Genomic DNA, 15,893 nt, shown 5'->3' on the forward strand with positions numbered 1-15,893 from the left:
CCAGGGTTAGCGCGGGCCGCCCTGCCAGAGGGCTTCGAACGGTGCACCCGAGGCCACACGGTTGCGGATGCCGGCGGTCACGAACTCCTTGGCCGTGCGCGCTGCCTCCAGCGGCGATGCGCCCTTGGCCAGCTCGGCCGTCACTGCCGCTGCGAGCGAGCAGCCGGCGCCGGAGACGGCCACCTCGCCCACCTTCGGAGCGGTGAGGACCTCGAGGGTTTCGCCGTCGTAGAAGACGTCGACGGCGTCGGGCCCGGACAGTCGCACGCCGCCCTTGGCCAGCACCGCGGCTCCGCTCAGCTCGTGGATCCGGATGGCCGCAGCCTTGAGGGAGTCGACGTCGGTAATCTCCAGGCCGGACAGCGATTCCGCCTCGAAATGGTTGGGCGTGACGAACGTGGCGAGCGGCAGGATCTGCGCCTTGAGTGCCTGGTCCGTGTCCAGCGCGTGGCCCGGTTCCTGGCCCTTGCAGATCAGCACCGGGTCCAGGACAACATTGCTGAACACACCGGCAGCCAGCGCGGAGGCCACGGTCGAAATGGTGGCCGGGCTGCCCAGCATGCCGATCTTCACCGTATCCAGCACGGAAGGTGCGCCGGAAGCGGCACCGTAGGCCGCCGTCGTCGCCTCCAGTTGGTGCGCGATGACTTCCTGGTCCACGGGCACGAAGCGGTGGTTCCACTCATTCTTCGGGTCGAACGAGACGATGCACGTGAGGTTGGCGATGCCGAAGACGCCCAGTTCCTGGAAGGTCTTCAGGTCGGCCTGGGCTCCGGCGCCGCCCGTCGCCTCCGAACCGGCGATGGTCAGGACGACGGCAGGAGCGGCGGCGGTGCCCGAAACGTCGTCGGACGCCAGGGCAGAAGAGTCGAACGCGGTAGAAGTCATGCCCCCATCCTGCCACCGGCCACCCAAGGCCCGCATTGTGCTCATGAACAGTATGACCAAAACGGGCGGTGGGCCCTGTCACAGGCCATAGGGTGGCGGGCGGCGTTGCTTTCTTTCCGCGCCGAATCCAGGAAGGTTCACTGATGAGCACCCAACTGTCAGAAGCAGCACAAACCCGCCGGGCGGTCGGCAACATCCTCAAAGGCTCCGCCGGCAACCTCGTGGAGTGGTACGACCTCTACGTCTACACCGTCTTCGCGGCGTACTTCCAGGCACACTTCTTCAATTCCAAGGACGAGCTCCAGGCCGGCCTCGAAGCGATGGCCGTTTTCTCGACGTCGTTCCTCATGCGCCCCATCGGCAGTTGGTTCTTCGGACGGTACGCTGACCGCAACGGGCGCAAGGCGGCCCTGACCCTCAGCGTGACCCTGATGTCCGCGGGGTCCTTCGCAATCGCGATCCTTCCGACGAAGGATGTCATCGGGATCTGGGCCCTGGTCCTGCTGATCCTCATCCGTGTGCTGCAGGGCTTCTCCGTGGGCGGCGAATACGGCACCAGCGCCACGTACATGTCCGAGGCCGCCACGTCCAAGCGACGCGGCTTCTTCTCCAGCTTCCAGTACGTGACCTTGGTCGGCGGCCAGATGCTGGCCCTGCTGGTTCTGGTGATCCTGCAGAACTCCCTGGGCGACGGCCTGCTGAAGGAATGGGGCTGGCGCATCCCGTTCGCCATCGGCGGCGTTGCGGCGCTGGTGGTCCTGTGGCTCCGGCGTTCCATGGAGGAGACGGTTTCGGCGGAGCAGGTCCAGGCGGCCAAGGCTCCTGCCGCACCCGGACAGGCCCAGCCGGGCACCCTGCGGCTGCTGTTCACCGAGCACTGGAAGCCGCTGCTGATCTGCATCGGCGTGACCCTGGGCGGCACCGTGGCCTTCTACACCTACACCAACTTCATCCTGAAGTTCATGAACGATACGTCCGGCATCGCCAAGACCGACACGTCCGTGATTAACTTCTGGGCGCTGTTCATCTTCATGCTGCTCCAGCCCGTGTACGGCATCATTTCCGACAAGGTGGGCCGCAAGCCGCTGCTCCTCTGGTTCGGCATCACCGGAGTACTCTTCACCTGGCCGTTGCTCTCCACCTTGGCCGGCACCAAGGATCCCTTCACCGCGTTCCTGCTGATGATGGGCGGCCTGGTGATCGTGGGCGGCTACACCTCCATCAACGCCCTCGTGAAGGCCGAGCTCTTCCCGGCATCCATCCGCGCGCTCGGCGTCGGGCTGGGCTACGCCATCGCCAACTCTCTCTTCGGCGGCACCGTCCCGCTGATCGGCGCGGCGCTGCAGAAATCGGACCAGGTGGATCTGTTCTTCACCTACGTCACCGTTGCGATTGGTGTGTCCCTGCTGGTCTACATCTTCGCGCTGAAGAACAAGAAGACCACGCACCTGGACCGCGAACAGGGCCACGCCTGGTCCGGCACGTCTGCGGGCGCGGTGCGCAAGGATGACGACGAGGAATTCGTCAACGCCTGACTTCCGGTAGCACTCAACACAACAACGCACGACGGCGGGTGGCCGGCTACGGGACTTCGGTTCCGGAAGCCGGCCGCCCGCCGTCGGCGTTCCCGGGGTTTCCCGTACGTGAATGCGGCCCTCCGGGTCCGGCCCTCACGGTGCTGACGTTGGTGGGAGAATGGAGGGCGGTTTCGGCGGCCACCCGGCGGGACCCGGCCAGTGCTAATACAGCCGGCTGCCAAACCCCTTCGTCGGGACGCAGGCAGCCGAGCGAACCACTACGAATGGAACTCCGATGACCACCGCCCAGTCCTCCGTGCCGAAAGCAGCGCCGAAATTCGCCTCGGTCGGCTCCCCCTACTTCGGGATCATGCTCGCCGTCATGGCCGTGGTGCTCATCCTGTCCAACATCGGTGCCTCCAAGGGCGTGGCATTCGGCCCAATCGTCACGGACGGCGGCTTTTTCCTGTTCCCGCTGGCGTACATCCTCGGCGACGTCATCAGTGAGGTCTACGGCTTCAAGGTGGCCCGGAAAGCCATTGTCACCACGTTCGCCCTGTCCGTCTTCGCCTCGCTTTGCTACTGGGTGATCATTGCGCTGCCGGGTTTCGACGACGATTTCGGCGTCGCCAAGCAGGCCGCCCTCGAAGGTGCCATCGGCCCGGTTCCGCAGATCGTGCTGGCCTCGCTCCTGGCGTTCTTCGCCGGGCAGACCATCAACTCGTGGATCCTGGTCCGGATGAAGGCGCGCACCGGGGAGAAGTCCCTGTGGGCGCGCATCATGAGCTCGTCGGTGGCAGGCGAATTCGTGGACACGCTGATCTTCTGCAGCATCGCTGCCTCGGTGATCGGCATCAGTGACTTCGGCATGTTTGTGAACTACGTGCTGGTGGGCTTCCTCTACAAGACCCTCGTGGAGTTCCTCTTCGTTCCCGTGACCACCCTCGCCATCGGCTGGGTCAAGAAGCGCGAACCGAGCTACGGGTAGTCCTGCAGCGCCGTTTCGACGGTTCCGTGCCCACTCGACAACCCGCAACGTCTAGCCCGCAGGGAACCGTCGAAACGGGCCCAGCTGCGGACCCTCCGAACCTTGGGCCAGCGCACGCAGCAGCCGGAACTTGAACTCCTGTTCCCGGAACAAGTCCTTCCATTCGACCCGGACGAAAATCCATCCCTGTTCCATGAGCGCCTTTTCTCGACGGCGCTCCTGAAACACGACCTCGCCTGTGGGCCGGTAGTCGAAGTACTTTGTCTTGCCGTCGAATTCCAGTGCCACCCTTTGAGCGGGCCATGCAAAGTCCAGACGGTGTTCGCCCAGCGGTGTCCGCACCACGTATTGCAGCTCGGGAGCGGGGATCCTAAGTCTGTGGATGAGTTCCCGAGTCAGGCTCTCACCGGCAGATTCGGAGCGGGGATCCACCAACTCCAATGCCCGGCGCAGTGCCACCACTCCATTGCGGCCTACCAATGCGGTGCAGTAGTCCCGCAGCAGGTGTAGGTCGGCACCCTGGCGGGCGGCGTGGTCCACCAGAATCACGGACTGCCGTACGTTGAACATCAGGCAGCAGTCCACAACGGTGCGCTCCAGTGACGTGCAGGGCAGGTCATCCACGAAGGTCACCTCACGGCTGCTCAGGCGCCGGGTATGGGCCACCACGCCGTGCCCGTGTGAGACTCCTGACGGGTTACCAGCCTGAGTCAGATGGACCGCATGGTCGACTCCCCACAGGTGGAGGCGCTGCAGGCTGGCGCCAGAGGTGTGGCTGTAGACGAAGCCGCCTGCCGACGTCGTGCGGGTTCCGTGTGCGTGGGCATGGATCAGCTGCCGCCGGCGGGCACCGGCGCTGAGTCCCGTCCACCAGCCGCCGCGCGCATAGCAGCCACGGCGCACGCGGACCAAGGTCCCGTCCCGAACGAGTTGCGCAATGGCCCGGGAGTTCAGCCCGCACTGCAGGAGTTGGTCGGTGCGCCAGAGGTCTTCAGCGACGGGCAGCCCGGGAACGGAGTATCTCATGCGTCCACCATGGCGGCTCCGGAAGGGGAGGCCCAGCGGTCTTCGTGGCTATGTGGAAACCGCCCGGTTCGACGGTTCCGTGCGCGCTCGACGTTCCGCGACGTCTACTGCGCAGGGAACCGTCGAAACGGCGGCCGACGACCGCCCCTAGGAGTAGTAGCGCCCCAGGGACTCGGCCTTGAACTCGAAGAAGTCCCCGGACTCGATGGCGAGCCGCGCGTCGTCCACCATCTTCACCACGAAGCGCTCGTTGTGGATCGAGATGAGCGTGGCGGAAAGCATCTCCTTGGCCTTAAACAGGTGGTGGATGTAGGCGCGCGAATAGTTCAGGCACGCGTAGCAGTCGCAGCCCTCCTGCAGCGGGCCAAAGTCGCGTTTGTACTTGGCGCCGGAGAGATTGAACCGGCCGTCGGGGGTGTAGAACGCGGAGTTGCGGGCGACTCGGGTGGGGGAGACGCAGTCGAAGGTGTCGGCGCCGTTCTCGATGGCCGTGAAGATGTCGTCCGGCTCGGAGATGCCCAGCAGGTGCCGTGGCTTGTTCTCCGGCAGTTCCTCGTTGCACCAGCGCACGATGGTGCCCAGGTTCTCCTTCTCGAGGGCGCCGCCGATCCCGTAGCCGTCGAAGGCCATGGCACCGAGGTCGCGGCAGGCCTTGCGGCGCAGGTCCTCGTACTGGGCGCCCTGGATCACGCCGAAGAGGGCCTGGTAGGGCTTCCCCGCCCGGGAAGCAGTGAGCCGGAAGTGCTCCTCGATGCACCGCAAAGCCCAGCGCCGGGTGCGCTCCAGCGATTCCTCCTGGTATCCCCGGGAGTTCTGCAGCGTGGTGAGCTCGTCGAACGCGAACATGATGTCTGCGCCGATCTGATGCTGGACCTGCATGGAGATCTCGGGCGAGAAGCGGTGGCGGTCCCCGTTGAGGTGGCTCTTGAACCACACGCCGTCCTCGTCCACATGGGCCAGCCGCTCTTTGCCCGGCGCCACAGCGTCGTCAGGGAGGGCGGTATCTGCCACCGGCACTGTCTTCATGTCGATAACCTTCTTGAACCCCGACCCGAGGCTCATCACCTGGAAACCACCCGAATCGGTGAAGGTGGGCCCCGGCCAGTTCATGAAGGCGCCCAGGCCGCCGGCTTCGTCCAGGACCTCGGGGCCGGGCTGCAGGTACAGGTGGTAGGCGTTGGCCAGCAGGGCCTGGGCGCCGAGTTCGGCCATGGATTCGGGAAGCACGGACTTCACCGTGGCTTTGGTGCCGACGGCGATGAAGGCCGGCGTCTGGATCTCGCCGTGGGGGGTGGTGATGGTGCCGGTCCGGCCCAGGAACCCGCCGCCGTTGGCGCTCTCCTGCTCGGGAGTGGGGCTGCATGTTTCCGTGAGCCGTTTGCCCACTCGGAAGGAAAACTCGGACTGCGCGGCGGCCGAGGCCGGGGCAGAAGGGGAAGACGGTTCAGGATTGGCTGGCACGGTTTCAAGTGTGCCAGCTAACAGTCGCGGACCCTTACTGGAGGGGTTCTGATGTGGGGTAGTTCTCAGAGCGCCAGTCGTCCCACAGTGAACGGATCGTTTCCATGCTGTTCGCGCCGAGATCGTACAGCGAGAGGATCACCATGGAACCGCCGTCGGGCCGGGCGTCCGGGACCACGGGCTGGTCCGCCACGATCAGCAGGCCGTCGCCGTGCTCCGCGTAACTTTGCACGGTGAGCCCGACTTGGTGGTTCGTCCTGTACCAGACCCTGCCCGAGACCTCCTCGCCGGTGCCCAGGGTGAGCGAATATTCTTCGCCGGGGGCGGGGACATCGTTGAGCCCCAGCTTCTCGATGGCGGAACCGCCGGTGCCGGGGACGGAGAAGTAGCAGGTCCGCCGTGTGCTATGCGGATGCCGCTCCAGGGCGAACCTCAGCTGCTGCAGGAAAGTGAGCCAGCCCTGGGTGATGTCCTCGTCCCAAGCCGCCCATTCGGAGTTGTGGTCCATCGCGGCGCGCGTGACGCTGACCTCTGTACCGGTGGGCACCGGCTTCAGCGTAAAGATGTCTCCGCCGTTGACCGTCAATGTGGTGTGGTCAGGTCCTTCAACAACGTTGCTGCTGAAGTAGATCTGATTGATTTCCGCCGCCAGTTCGTCGGTTTCCCAGCCATGCCATTGCGCGACTTTCGACGGTTCACGCAGCATGGTCCAAACCTGTGGAGCGTCCGAATTGATCACGACGCTGAGTTTGTTCGTCATGGCCTGAATCTACAACTTAGGGCGCAACCCGGGCTAGAGGAATTTCCAGCGGAAACAGGCCGACGTACCGCAGCGCCGCTTAGCCGCGAACGGACTCCAGTTCGTTCGCGATCCGCCGCTCCAGTTCTGATCCGCTGATGGTCTGCGATCCGCCGTGGGCGCGCAGGAACAGCAGCGATTCCAGACGCAGCAGGCGCCACTCGCGCTCCGCCTCATGGTTGGAGTTGTCGATGGAGCGGAAGATTTCTTTGTCGTACAGGTTCGGCTCGTTGAGTGAGCGCTGGCGCACCCTGGCCTGCATCCGCGCCTTGAACGGATCCGTCTCCTGGTTGTCCGGAGCCCGGAGCAGCTTCTCATATACGGCGGCCCGGTCTTTGTGCCCTGTCTGGCGGCACACGTAGCTGGACAGGGCGAGCGACGCCTCCACCGACCCCCAGCGCCCCGGGTTGCCGTCGAAGGGCAGCACGTTCAGCAGGTCGGCGACCGCCAGTGCTGCCTCGGCGTCCTTGAGCATGACGAACAGCTCATGCGCGAGGTCGCTCAGGTCCTTCAGGCAGCTGCCCGACTTGGTGTTGATGCCCTTGACCAGCTTGTCGGCCAGCAGCTGCACCCCGACGGAGTCCGGATGGGCCTCCGCCACGGCTTCCACCACGGATTCAGGGGTTCCGGAGGGCTCCGGGATGAGGGCAAGATCGTCGGCGCTGGGGCCGATCACCACCGGGGTGGTGGCCGGCAGGGGAGGCACGACGACGGCGGCAGGCGCCGTCCGCGCAGGCTCCACAGGTGCCTGGTTTCCCACTGCGGAGTTCCCCACGACGGATAGGGGAGTGCCGGCGTCGGACGCCTGGGCGTCCGGCGCTTGGGCGGCACCGTCCGCCGTTCCGGCACCGTCTGCGGTGGCAGTACCTTCGGCGACGGCTGCGGTCTTCACAGCGTCATTGCCGGCGTCTGCCGGGGCGGGGAAGTCGGCGACCGCGGGTTCCGGGATCCGCACCGACGAGCCGGCAGCGATGCGCAGCGTGCCGCCGCCGGTGAGGGTAGCAAGGATGATCGCGGGACTGCCGAAATCATCGGATTCGACTTCCACGGAGTGGATTTCCGCGGACCGCTCGCCATCCGGCAGGAGCAGGTGGTCGCCCGCCCGCAGAGAGCCCGCCTGCTGTTCACGGAAGGTCTTGGCAGCTGCAGGGTGGTTCATCGGGAGTCCTTAAGTTCTCTTGCGGTCCGCCCAACAGTCTACAAAGGAGAGGGTGCGAAGTCGGGGAGGCGCGGGCGCCCGGGCGTCAGCTGCCGACGCCGGCGTAGGCCAGGGCCTGCTTCACCAGGGCGCCGCGGCCGCCGGTGAACTCGAGCTGCACGCCGTCGCTGAGCACTTCCTGGGGTGTCATCCAGGTCAGCTCCAGCGCGTCCTGGCGGGGGTCGCATTCCCCGGTCACGGGGATGATGTAGGCCAGCGATACGGCGTGCTGGCGGTCGTCGGTGAAGCCAGTGTGGGACGGTGCGGGGAAGTATTCTGCCACGGTGAAAGGCACCGGGCTAATGGGAAGCTGGGGGAATGCCAGCGGGCCGAGGTCCTTTTCCATGTGGCGCAGCAGGGCGGCGCGGATGGTCTCGCGGTAGAGCACCCGCCCGGAGACGAGCGATCGGACCATGGTGCCGTCCTCGTCCGCCTGCAGGAGCGTGCCCACCTCATTCACGAACCCGAGTGGATCCAGCCGGACCGGCACCGCCTCCACGTAGACCATCGGAAGCCTGCCTCGGGCTTCGAAGAGATCTTCGTCCGAGAGCCAGCCGGGGTTGGGGTCAGGGGTGCGCACGTTCATGAGTCATTTTTACCCCATCGCCACAGGTCCGGCCGCCGAGGCGTGAGATTTCACCGCTTAGGGGCGGGCAAAGCGGCGAGATATCACTCCTCGATTTGCAGCCGTACGACGGGCGCCGCGGGTAGGGGACCGGGGGCTACGACGGGCGCCGGGCGGAGATCCAGAGCGGTGCCCGCTGGGCTGCCGCATCGTCGTTGTCCGGGTGGGGCACATGCAGGGTGCGTCCGAAGGCCTCCTCGGTCAGCGTGACGTCGTGTCCCGCGGCAGTGAGCCGGTCCTGCAGGGCGCTCAGGTCGCCGGTGTACTCGAACCCCAGTCCTGCGTGTGCCGCGCCGGTACCGGGCCGGGCCATCAGGACACCGCCGTTCTTGGCCGTGAAGTCGGCGGTTTCATCGTCGTCCGGGACCGGCCGGAAACGCGCGCCGATGTCCCGCAGCGCCTGGGCGGCGGCGGTCACATCCTTGCTGAACCAGACCTCCACCACGGCCAGCGCCGGATCCGCATCAGCGCAGAGGGCCCCGTGGGCGGCTTTGTCGGCGAAAAAGCTGAAACCGTCCGCGCCCGTGATCCGGCAGGAATCACCGTGGTCCGCGCGGACGAGTTCCGCGGAGGAAGTATCCGATTCCGCGCCGGACTGGTTGGTGCGCCGGGCAAACTCCTCAAGGTCGCCGACCTCCACGCCGAAATGCGTGACGCCGTCCTCCTCCGCGCCCGGCTCGGCCTGATGCAGCGCCAGACGGCCCGCCCCGGCATCGTACTCCCGCCAGGAGCCCTCGTCGGTGGACTTGATCATCCCCAGGTCGGTGAGGAGCCGCTCCCAGGGTTCGACCCGGGACGTGAAGTGGATGGGGCGGACACGCAGCATGCTCTCTCCTCGAACTCGAAACACCAGGATCTTCGAAAACGGCGCCGACATGGCCATGATGCCACGTCTTGAATCGCGTGGCACCGGGTTGAATCCGGAGGCGCCGGGTTGAATCCAGGGGCAGTGAAGGCAGAATAGGCGCATGGCTGTGGAACTCGAGGAACTGCTGGTGCCCGACGCCGCCGCGTGGCGGACGTGGCTGGAATCCCACCACGGCGACAGCCCCGGCGTCTGGCTGGTCCTGCACAAGAAGGGCGGCAACGTCACCGAACTCGACTACGACGCCGCCCTGGACGAGGCGCTGTGCTTCGGCTGGATCGACGGCCAGGTCAAGAAGCGCGACGGCGACAGCTACCTCCAGCGCATGACCCGGCGGGGTGCCAAGAGCCCCTGGTCGGCGCGGAACGTGGGCCACGTGGCCCGCCTTGAGGCGGAAGGGAAGATGACAGATCCGGGCCGTGCCGCCGTCGACGCCGCCAAGGCGGACGGCCGCTGGGAGGCCGCTTATTCCGGACAGGCGACGGCGGAGGTCCCGGCGGATCTGGCCGCTGCCATCGCCGCCGTGCCCGGAGCGCAGGCCATGTTCGATGTGCTGACCTCGGTGAACCGGTACGCGCTGATCTACCGCACCAATTCGGTCAAGCAGGCCTCCACCCGGGAGCGTAAAATCGCCGGATTTGTCGAGATGCTGGCCCGCGGCGAGACGCCGTATCCGCAGAAGAAACGTCCGGTCCAGAACCCCGCGCGGTGAGCCTGTCGAAACATGGTCGGCTTGAGCTCGACAAGCTCGATCAGCAGGGCGCCCGCGCTAAAATTGGTGCCAACTCCCAACACGAACGGCGAACATGCAGCGGTATTCCCTACGCACGCTGAGCCCACGCGGACGCTGGATAGCGGCGGCAGTGGCCCTGGCTCTGGTGCTGGCCGCGGCTGCGGTGATCGGCCTGGCGGGGCGTTCGGGCGACGGCGGAACGCAGGGCGGCGCCGGGCCCCAACGCAGCGGGACCCAGCCAGCCCAAAGCGACGCCCCGAAGTCGTTCAGCAGGCCGGAGGGCGCCTCGCAGTTCCGGCCTTCCTACCACCTCACCCCCGCCAAGGAGTGGATGAACGATCCGCAGCGTCCGTTCCTGCTGGACGGGGTGTGGCACTACTACTACCTCTACAACGCGGACCACCCCGAGGGGAACGGCACCGAATGGTTCCACGTCACCAGCACCGACCTGGTGCACTGGAAGGACGAAGGCGTCGCCATCGAGAAGTTCAAGAACGGGCTCGGGGACATTGAGACCGGCAGCGCCGTGGTAGACCAGGACAACACCGCCGGCTTCGGCAAGGGGGCCGTCGTCGCCGTCGTGACCCAGCAGGACAAAGGCGTGCAGCGGCAGTCCCTGTTCTACTCCACGGACAAGGGCTACACGTTCAAGGCCGCGGACGGGAACCCGGTCATGGAGAACCCCGGCGCCCAGCACTGGCGCGACCCCAAAATCATCCGTGACGAGGCCCGCGGACAGTGGGTCATGGCGTTGGCCGAGGGGGAGAAGATCGGCCTCTACACCTCACAGGAGCTCAAGGACTGGCGCTACGTGTCCGGCTTCGAACGGAAGGGCCTCGGGATCCTCGAATGCCCCGACCTCTTCCAGTTGGACCTCGACGGCGACCCCGCCAAACGCACCTGGGTCCTGGCCGCCAGCGCGAACGGCACCGCGGAAGGCCGGACCACCGGCGTGGCCTACTGGACCGGGACCTTTGACGGCACCCGGTTCACACCGTCCAATGACAAACACCAGTGGCTCGACGCCGGCGCCGACTTCTATGCCGCCGTCACCTGGGACGATCCCCGGCTCCCGGAAAACGAACGGATGGCGTCCCGCCACGCGATCGGCTGGATGAACAACTGGACGTATGCCCGGCAGTTGCCCACTACCGACTGGCAGGGCGGCGCCGACTCGATCGTGCGGGACATCCGGCTGAAGACCGTGCAGGGCCGGCCTACGCTGGTCTCCACCCCCACTCCCGCCCTGTCCGCGCTGGACGGCGAAGCCAAGACGGCAGGCAGCCAGGCGCTCACCCCGGGGGGCGCCGGCGAGCTTCCCGCGCCCGCCGGCGGCGCCTACCGGCTGGACGTGACCCTCGAACGTGCACCGGGCGACGACGGCACGGAAGCCCTGCTGAAACTGGGCAGCGGCGGCGCGGACTACGCCACGGTGGGCTACAACTTCGAGGAAAGCACGGCGTGGGTGAGCCGGGCGGCGGTGGTACCCGGCGCGGAGGCCCTGGGCCCGCTCTTTACCGAGCGGAGGAGCGCCCAGAGCCCGCCCCGCAGTGGCAGCGTGAACCTGACCGTCTTCGTGGACTACTCCTCAGTGGAGGTCTTCGTGAACGGCGGCGAGCAGACCCTGACGTCGGTGGTGCTGCCGCGGTCCGGGCAGCCGGCGGTCAGCGCCGCCAGCCCCGGCGGGAAGCTGACGCTGAAGTCGTTCAGGTACACCCCGCTGGCCACGGTGCTGGCGGCCCGCTAGACACGCCGGGACGGACGAATTCAGGCGCGGCGGCGGGCCAGACCGGACGGTGCGCCAGACCGGACGGTGCGCCAGGTGGCGCCGGTCCAGACTAAGCCCAACGTCAGGCGGACTCGAGCGGGAACGCCACGGCTTCGCCCACCACGCGCAGGCAGAGTTCGGTGCCGGGCTGGGCGATGGACGCGTTCCAGTGCCGGATGGTGATCACCTCACCGCCGCCGGGATAGCGGTGGTCGGGCATGGCGCCGGCCAGCTTGGGCGGCACGGCGAGCTTGAGCCGCACGGTGGTCTCGGGGCCGAAGTAGTCGGTATCCACCACCACGCCGCGGATGGGCCCGTCCTCGGCAATGCGAATCTGCTCCGGACGCAGCATGAGCTGGACGCGGCCCTGCGCCGGCGGTCGGCGGACGGGGATCCCGCCCAGCGAGCAGGTGGCCAGTGAGCCCTCCATCCACGCATCGAGGATCACGGCGTCGCCCAGGAATTCGGCCGTGGCGCGGTCCGCCGGCCGGGTGTACACCACGAACGGGTTGCCGATCTGAGCCAGCTTGCCGCCCCGCATGACCGCCACCTGGTCCGCGAAGGACAGCGCCTCGGCCTGGTCGTGGGTGACCAGGATGGTGGTCACCCCGGCCTCGTTGAGAACCTTGGCCACCGCCCGCCGGGTGGCCACCCGGAGTCCGGCGTCCAGGGCGGAGAACGGCTCGTCCAGCAGCATGAGCTCGGGTTCCCGGGCCAGCGCCCGCGCCAGGGCGACGCGCTGCTGCTGCCCGCCGGAGAGCTGGTGCGGGCGGCGCTTGGCCATGGCCGTGTCCAGAGACACCATCTCGAGGAGTTCGTTGACCCGCGTGTTAACCGCGCGCCGGCCGCCGTCGAGCTTTGCCGCACTGAGCCCGAACGCGATGTTCTGCCCCACGGTCAGGTGCGGGAACAGGGCGCCGTCCTGGGCCACGTAGCCGACGTGGCGCTTGTGCGCCGGCTTCCACACGCCGTCGCCCGCCACCGGGGAACCGTTCAGCGAGATGCTGCCGGTGCCCGGGTGTTCAAAGCCGGCGATCAGCCGGAGCAGGGTGGTCTTGCCCGAACCCGAGGGGCCCACGATCGCGGTGGTTCCGCCCTTGGCGACGGACAGGTTCACGCCCTTGAGGACGGCCTGCGAGCCGAAGTTCTTGGTGACGGCCTCGATCTCCAGGTGGCTGTTGGTGCTTGGCGCCACGGACCGTGAGATCCGCGGTTCCGGAAGCCTGGACGGGGATTGTTCGGTCACTGTCCCGCTACTTTCTTGGACTGCTGGAAGAGCAAATAGGTCATGGGCGCCGAAATCACGATCATGAGCAGGGCGTACGGCGCGGCGCCGGCGTAGTCGATTTCGCTGCTCTTGCTCCAGAACTCGGTGGCCAGGGTCCGGGTCCCGTTGGGGGAGAGCAGCAGCGTGGCGGTCAGCTCGTTCGCGATGCCGAGGAAGACGAGCGCCGCCCCGCCGGCCGCAGCGGGGGCGGTGAGCCGGAGCGTCACGCGGATGAAGGACAGCAGCGGAGGCGTGCCCAGGGCCTGGGCCGCCTCATCCAGCTCCTTGGGTGCCTGGGCCAGGCCGGCGCGGATGTTGACCAGCGCGCGCGGCAGGAACAGGAGGATGTAGGCGGCCACCAGGACGCCGGCCGTCTGGTAGACGCCGGGGACCAGCCGGATGCTGACGGTGACGAAGGCCAGGGCCACCACGATGCCCGGCATGGAGCTGGTGACGTAGTTGGACAGTTCGAGGGCCTTGCTGAACCAGCTGGCATGCCGGACGGCCAGGTACGCCATGGGGAAGGCGACAACGGTGGTGGCCGCGGCCCCGGCCAGCCCGTACAGCAGGGTCTGCCACAGCGCCGGAACGAATTCGTCAGCCGCCCAGATGTCAGCACCGCCGGCAATGATCCAGCGCAGCACGAACAGCAGCGGCAGCCCGAAGGCAAGCAGGGTCAGGCCGAGCAGGGCCAGCTGGGCCGGTACCTGGTAGGTGTGCAGGGGCAGGCGCAGGGCCTTGGCCTGCGCGCCGGAGCCCACGCGGGCGTACCGGGCGGTGCCGCGGCTGCGCACCTCCACCAGCAGCAGGAGGAGGCAAAAGAACACGAGCACGCTGGCCAGCATGGTGCCTGCGGCGCCGTTGAACGTGGACTGGTACTGCACCATGATGGCCGTGGTGAACGTGTCGAAGCGGATCATCGCGAATGCGCCGTACTCGGCCAGCAGGTGGAGCGCCACCAGCAGCCCGCCGCCAGTCATCGCGATTCGGAGCTGCGGCAGGACCACACGGAAAAACGCCCGCCAGGCCCCCAGGCCGAGGGACGCAGCCGACTGCTCCACGGCGGGATCCAGCCGGCTCAGCGTCGCAGCGGCGGGAATGTAGACCAGCGGGAAGTAGGAGAGCGTGGCGATGAGCACGCCGGAAAACAGCCCGTGCAGGGACGGCACAGCGGAAACCCACGCATAGCTGTTGACGAAGGCAGGGATGGCCAGCGGCGCCGCGAGCAGCACGGCCCACACCTTCTGGCCCCGCAGCGTGGTGCGTTCCACGAGCCACGCACCGCCCACGCCCAGGATGAGGCAGAGCGGCACGGTGAGCACAATCAGGATCACGGTGTTGAGCAGCAGTTCGCCGACGCGCGGGCGAACGATCAGTTCAAGGGCGGTGTCCCAGCCCGTGGCCACGGTCATTACCGCGACGTAGCCGAGGGGGACGAGTGCGAACAGGGCGATCAGCACCGCCATGACGCCTACCGCGGAAACGCCGAAAGGCGGGCGGGGGCGCTTGCCCCGGCCCGCCGTCGTCGTGCTTCCGGATGTCTCCGGCGCCGATACTTGCGTGGTCACAGAATTAGAGCAGTCCTGCCTTGGTCATCAGCTCCGTGACCTTCTCGGAGTTCAGCTTGGCGGGGTCCACGGTGGGAGCCTGAAGTTCCTTGATGGGAACCAGCTTCTCGCTGGCGGGGACGCCCGAGGCGATGGCGTATTCGAAGGACGTGCCCTTCTGCAGGACTTCCTGGCCCTTCTTGCCAGTGATGAACTTCAGGAAGGCCTGGGCGTTCTCGGCGTTCTTCGAGGACTTCAGCACGCCGCCTCCGGAGACGGACAGGAACGCGCCCGGGTCCTGGTTCTTGAAGTAGTACGGCGTGACGTTCTTGGAATTCTCGCCGGTCTTCGCCTGGTCGCCGTAGTAGTAGTAGTGGTAGATCAGCGCGGCATCAACCTCGCCGGCGTTCACTGCCTTCATGGCGGTGCTGTTGCCCTTGTAGGCGGTGAAGTTTTCCTTCATGCCCTTCAGCCAAGCCTCGGCAGCGGCCTCGCCCTTGAGCTCAACGAGGGCGGAGACAATGGCCTGGAAGTCGGCGCCGCTCGGGGAGGCTGCCCACTTGCCCTTCCACTCCGGCTTGGCCAGGTCCAGCATGGACTTCGGCAGCTTGTCCTCGGAGATCTTCTTCTTGTCATAAACCAGGACGGTGGAGCGGGCGGCAATGCCGGTCCACTTGTTGGTGCTGGGGCGGAACTCCGCCGGAACCTGGGCAACCGTGTCCTTGGCAACGTCGGCGAACAGGCCGGCGTTCTCCACCTGCGCCATTGCGGGGGAGTTCTCGGTGAGGAAGACGTCCGCCGGCGAGGCTGCGCCTTCCTGGACGATCTGGTTGGACATCTCGGTGTCGTCACCCTGGCGGAGCGTCACCTTGATGCCGGTTTCCGCGGTGAAAGCGTCCGCCCATTCCTTGGTGAGGCTTTCGTGCTGGGCGTTGTAGACCGTGATCTCGCCCTTTGAGGCGTCAGCCGAGGACGTGGCGGCGGGGGAGGTGCTGGAGCCGCAGGCCGAGAGGCCAAGGGCTGCGGTGGCGGCGATCGCGATGCCGGCCAGCGCGTTAATGCGGATCTTCATCGGGGTGCTTCTTTCTGCAAAAGTCTCGTGGGCCAGGCCCGCCGTGAGCTGGGGAAGTTAGGTGAAGCTCACTCGAAAAACTGTAGGTTAGCCAAACCTAAGCACCAAGCGACAAAGGCCTTAAGTGATGAGGATCACA

The 15,893-nt window shown here is 66.8% G+C and carries 14 protein-coding genes; 4 read left to right on the forward strand and 10 right to left on the reverse strand.

Annotated features, from left to right (window positions below; genetic code table 11):
- Positions 1-6 precede the first annotated feature (6 nt).
- Positions 7-888, reverse strand: a complete 882-nt coding sequence (locus LFT45_RS03395) for a hydroxymethylpyrimidine/phosphomethylpyrimidine kinase (RefSeq protein ID WP_236806619.1) — start codon at positions 886-888, stop codon at positions 7-9.
- Between the two features lie 143 nt (positions 889-1,031).
- On the opposite strand from LFT45_RS03395, the gene LFT45_RS03400 reads away from it, so the two are divergent.
- Both LFT45_RS03400 and LFT45_RS03405 read left to right on the forward strand, forming a co-directional pair.
- Entirely contained in the window at positions 1,032-2,423 is a 1,392-nt protein-coding gene (locus tag LFT45_RS03400) for an MFS transporter (RefSeq protein WP_236806620.1), read from the forward strand.
- A 277-nt stretch (positions 2,424-2,700) separates the two neighbouring features.
- The gene (locus tag LFT45_RS03405) at positions 2,701-3,393 is read left to right on the forward strand and encodes a queuosine precursor transporter (RefSeq protein ID WP_236806621.1); all 693 of its coding nucleotides are present in this window, start codon (positions 2,701-2,703) and stop codon (positions 3,391-3,393) included.
- Between the two features lie 51 nt (positions 3,394-3,444).
- Here LFT45_RS03405 and LFT45_RS03410 read toward each other — a convergent pair whose 3' ends face one another.
- The 6 genes from LFT45_RS03410 to LFT45_RS03435 form a co-directional block, all read right to left on the reverse strand.
- Positions 3,445-4,419 (reverse strand): type IV toxin-antitoxin system AbiEi family antitoxin domain-containing protein, encoded by a 975-nt coding sequence (locus tag LFT45_RS03410; protein ID WP_236806622.1) that lies wholly within the window; start codon positions 4,417-4,419, stop codon positions 3,445-3,447.
- 147 nt (positions 4,420-4,566) lie between these two features.
- Positions 4,567-5,880 (reverse strand): tRNA guanosine(34) transglycosylase Tgt, encoded by a 1,314-nt coding sequence (tgt, locus tag LFT45_RS03415; RefSeq protein WP_236806623.1) that lies wholly within the window; start codon positions 5,878-5,880, stop codon positions 4,567-4,569.
- 34 nt (positions 5,881-5,914) lie between these two features.
- Entirely contained in the window at positions 5,915-6,640 is a 726-nt protein-coding gene (locus LFT45_RS03420; RefSeq protein WP_236806624.1) for an SRPBCC domain-containing protein, read from the reverse strand.
- 79 nt (positions 6,641-6,719) lie between these two features.
- A complete protein-coding gene (locus LFT45_RS03425) occupies positions 6,720-7,838 on the reverse strand; it encodes a DUF6707 family protein (protein WP_236806625.1) in 1,119 nt (372 codons plus the stop codon).
- Positions 7,839-7,923: 85 nt separating this feature from the next.
- On the reverse strand, positions 7,924-8,463 hold the full coding sequence (locus LFT45_RS03430; RefSeq protein ID WP_236806627.1) for an NUDIX hydrolase family protein: 540 nt from the start codon (positions 8,461-8,463) through the stop codon (positions 7,924-7,926).
- A gap of 136 nt (positions 8,464-8,599) precedes the next feature.
- A complete protein-coding gene (locus tag LFT45_RS03435) occupies positions 8,600-9,328 on the reverse strand; it encodes a VOC family protein (RefSeq protein ID WP_236806629.1) in 729 nt (242 codons plus the stop codon).
- A 142-nt stretch (positions 9,329-9,470) separates the two neighbouring features.
- Here LFT45_RS03435 and LFT45_RS03440 point away from each other — a divergent pair, with 142 nt between their 5' ends.
- Positions 9,471-10,079 carry a YdeI/OmpD-associated family protein gene (locus LFT45_RS03440; protein WP_236806631.1) on the forward strand — a complete coding sequence of 203 codons (609 nt, stop codon included), beginning with the start codon at positions 9,471-9,473 and terminating at the stop codon, positions 10,077-10,079.
- Positions 10,080-10,173: 94 nt separating this feature from the next.
- Positions 10,174-11,847: a glycoside hydrolase family 32 protein gene (locus tag LFT45_RS03445; RefSeq protein WP_236806634.1), complete on the forward strand. Its 1,674-nt coding sequence runs from the start codon at positions 10,174-10,176 to the stop codon at positions 11,845-11,847.
- Positions 11,848-11,950: 103 nt separating this feature from the next.
- Here LFT45_RS03445 and LFT45_RS03450 read toward each other — a convergent pair whose 3' ends face one another.
- The 3 genes from LFT45_RS03450 to LFT45_RS03460 are packed head-to-tail and all read right to left on the reverse strand — an operon-like array spanning position 11,951 to position 15,754.
- The gene (locus LFT45_RS03450) at positions 11,951-13,114 is read right to left on the reverse strand and encodes an ABC transporter ATP-binding protein (RefSeq protein ID WP_236806635.1); all 1,164 of its coding nucleotides are present in this window, start codon (positions 13,112-13,114) and stop codon (positions 11,951-11,953) included.
- Positions 13,111-14,703, reverse strand: coding sequence for an ABC transporter permease (locus LFT45_RS03455; RefSeq protein WP_236806637.1), 1,593 nt, complete (start codon positions 14,701-14,703; stop codon positions 13,111-13,113). Before LFT45_RS03455 ends, LFT45_RS03450 begins: the two co-directional genes overlap by 4 nt.
- Before the next feature lie 4 nt (positions 14,704-14,707).
- Complete coding sequence (locus LFT45_RS03460) at positions 14,708-15,754, reverse strand: iron ABC transporter substrate-binding protein (RefSeq protein ID WP_236806638.1); 1,047 nt, start codon at positions 15,752-15,754, stop codon at positions 14,708-14,710.
- Positions 15,755-15,893: the final 139 nt, after the last annotated feature.

It is taken from the genome of Arthrobacter sp. FW305-BF8 (genome assembly GCF_021789315.1).
Classification (GTDB): Bacteria; Actinomycetota; Actinomycetes; order Actinomycetales; family Micrococcaceae; genus Arthrobacter.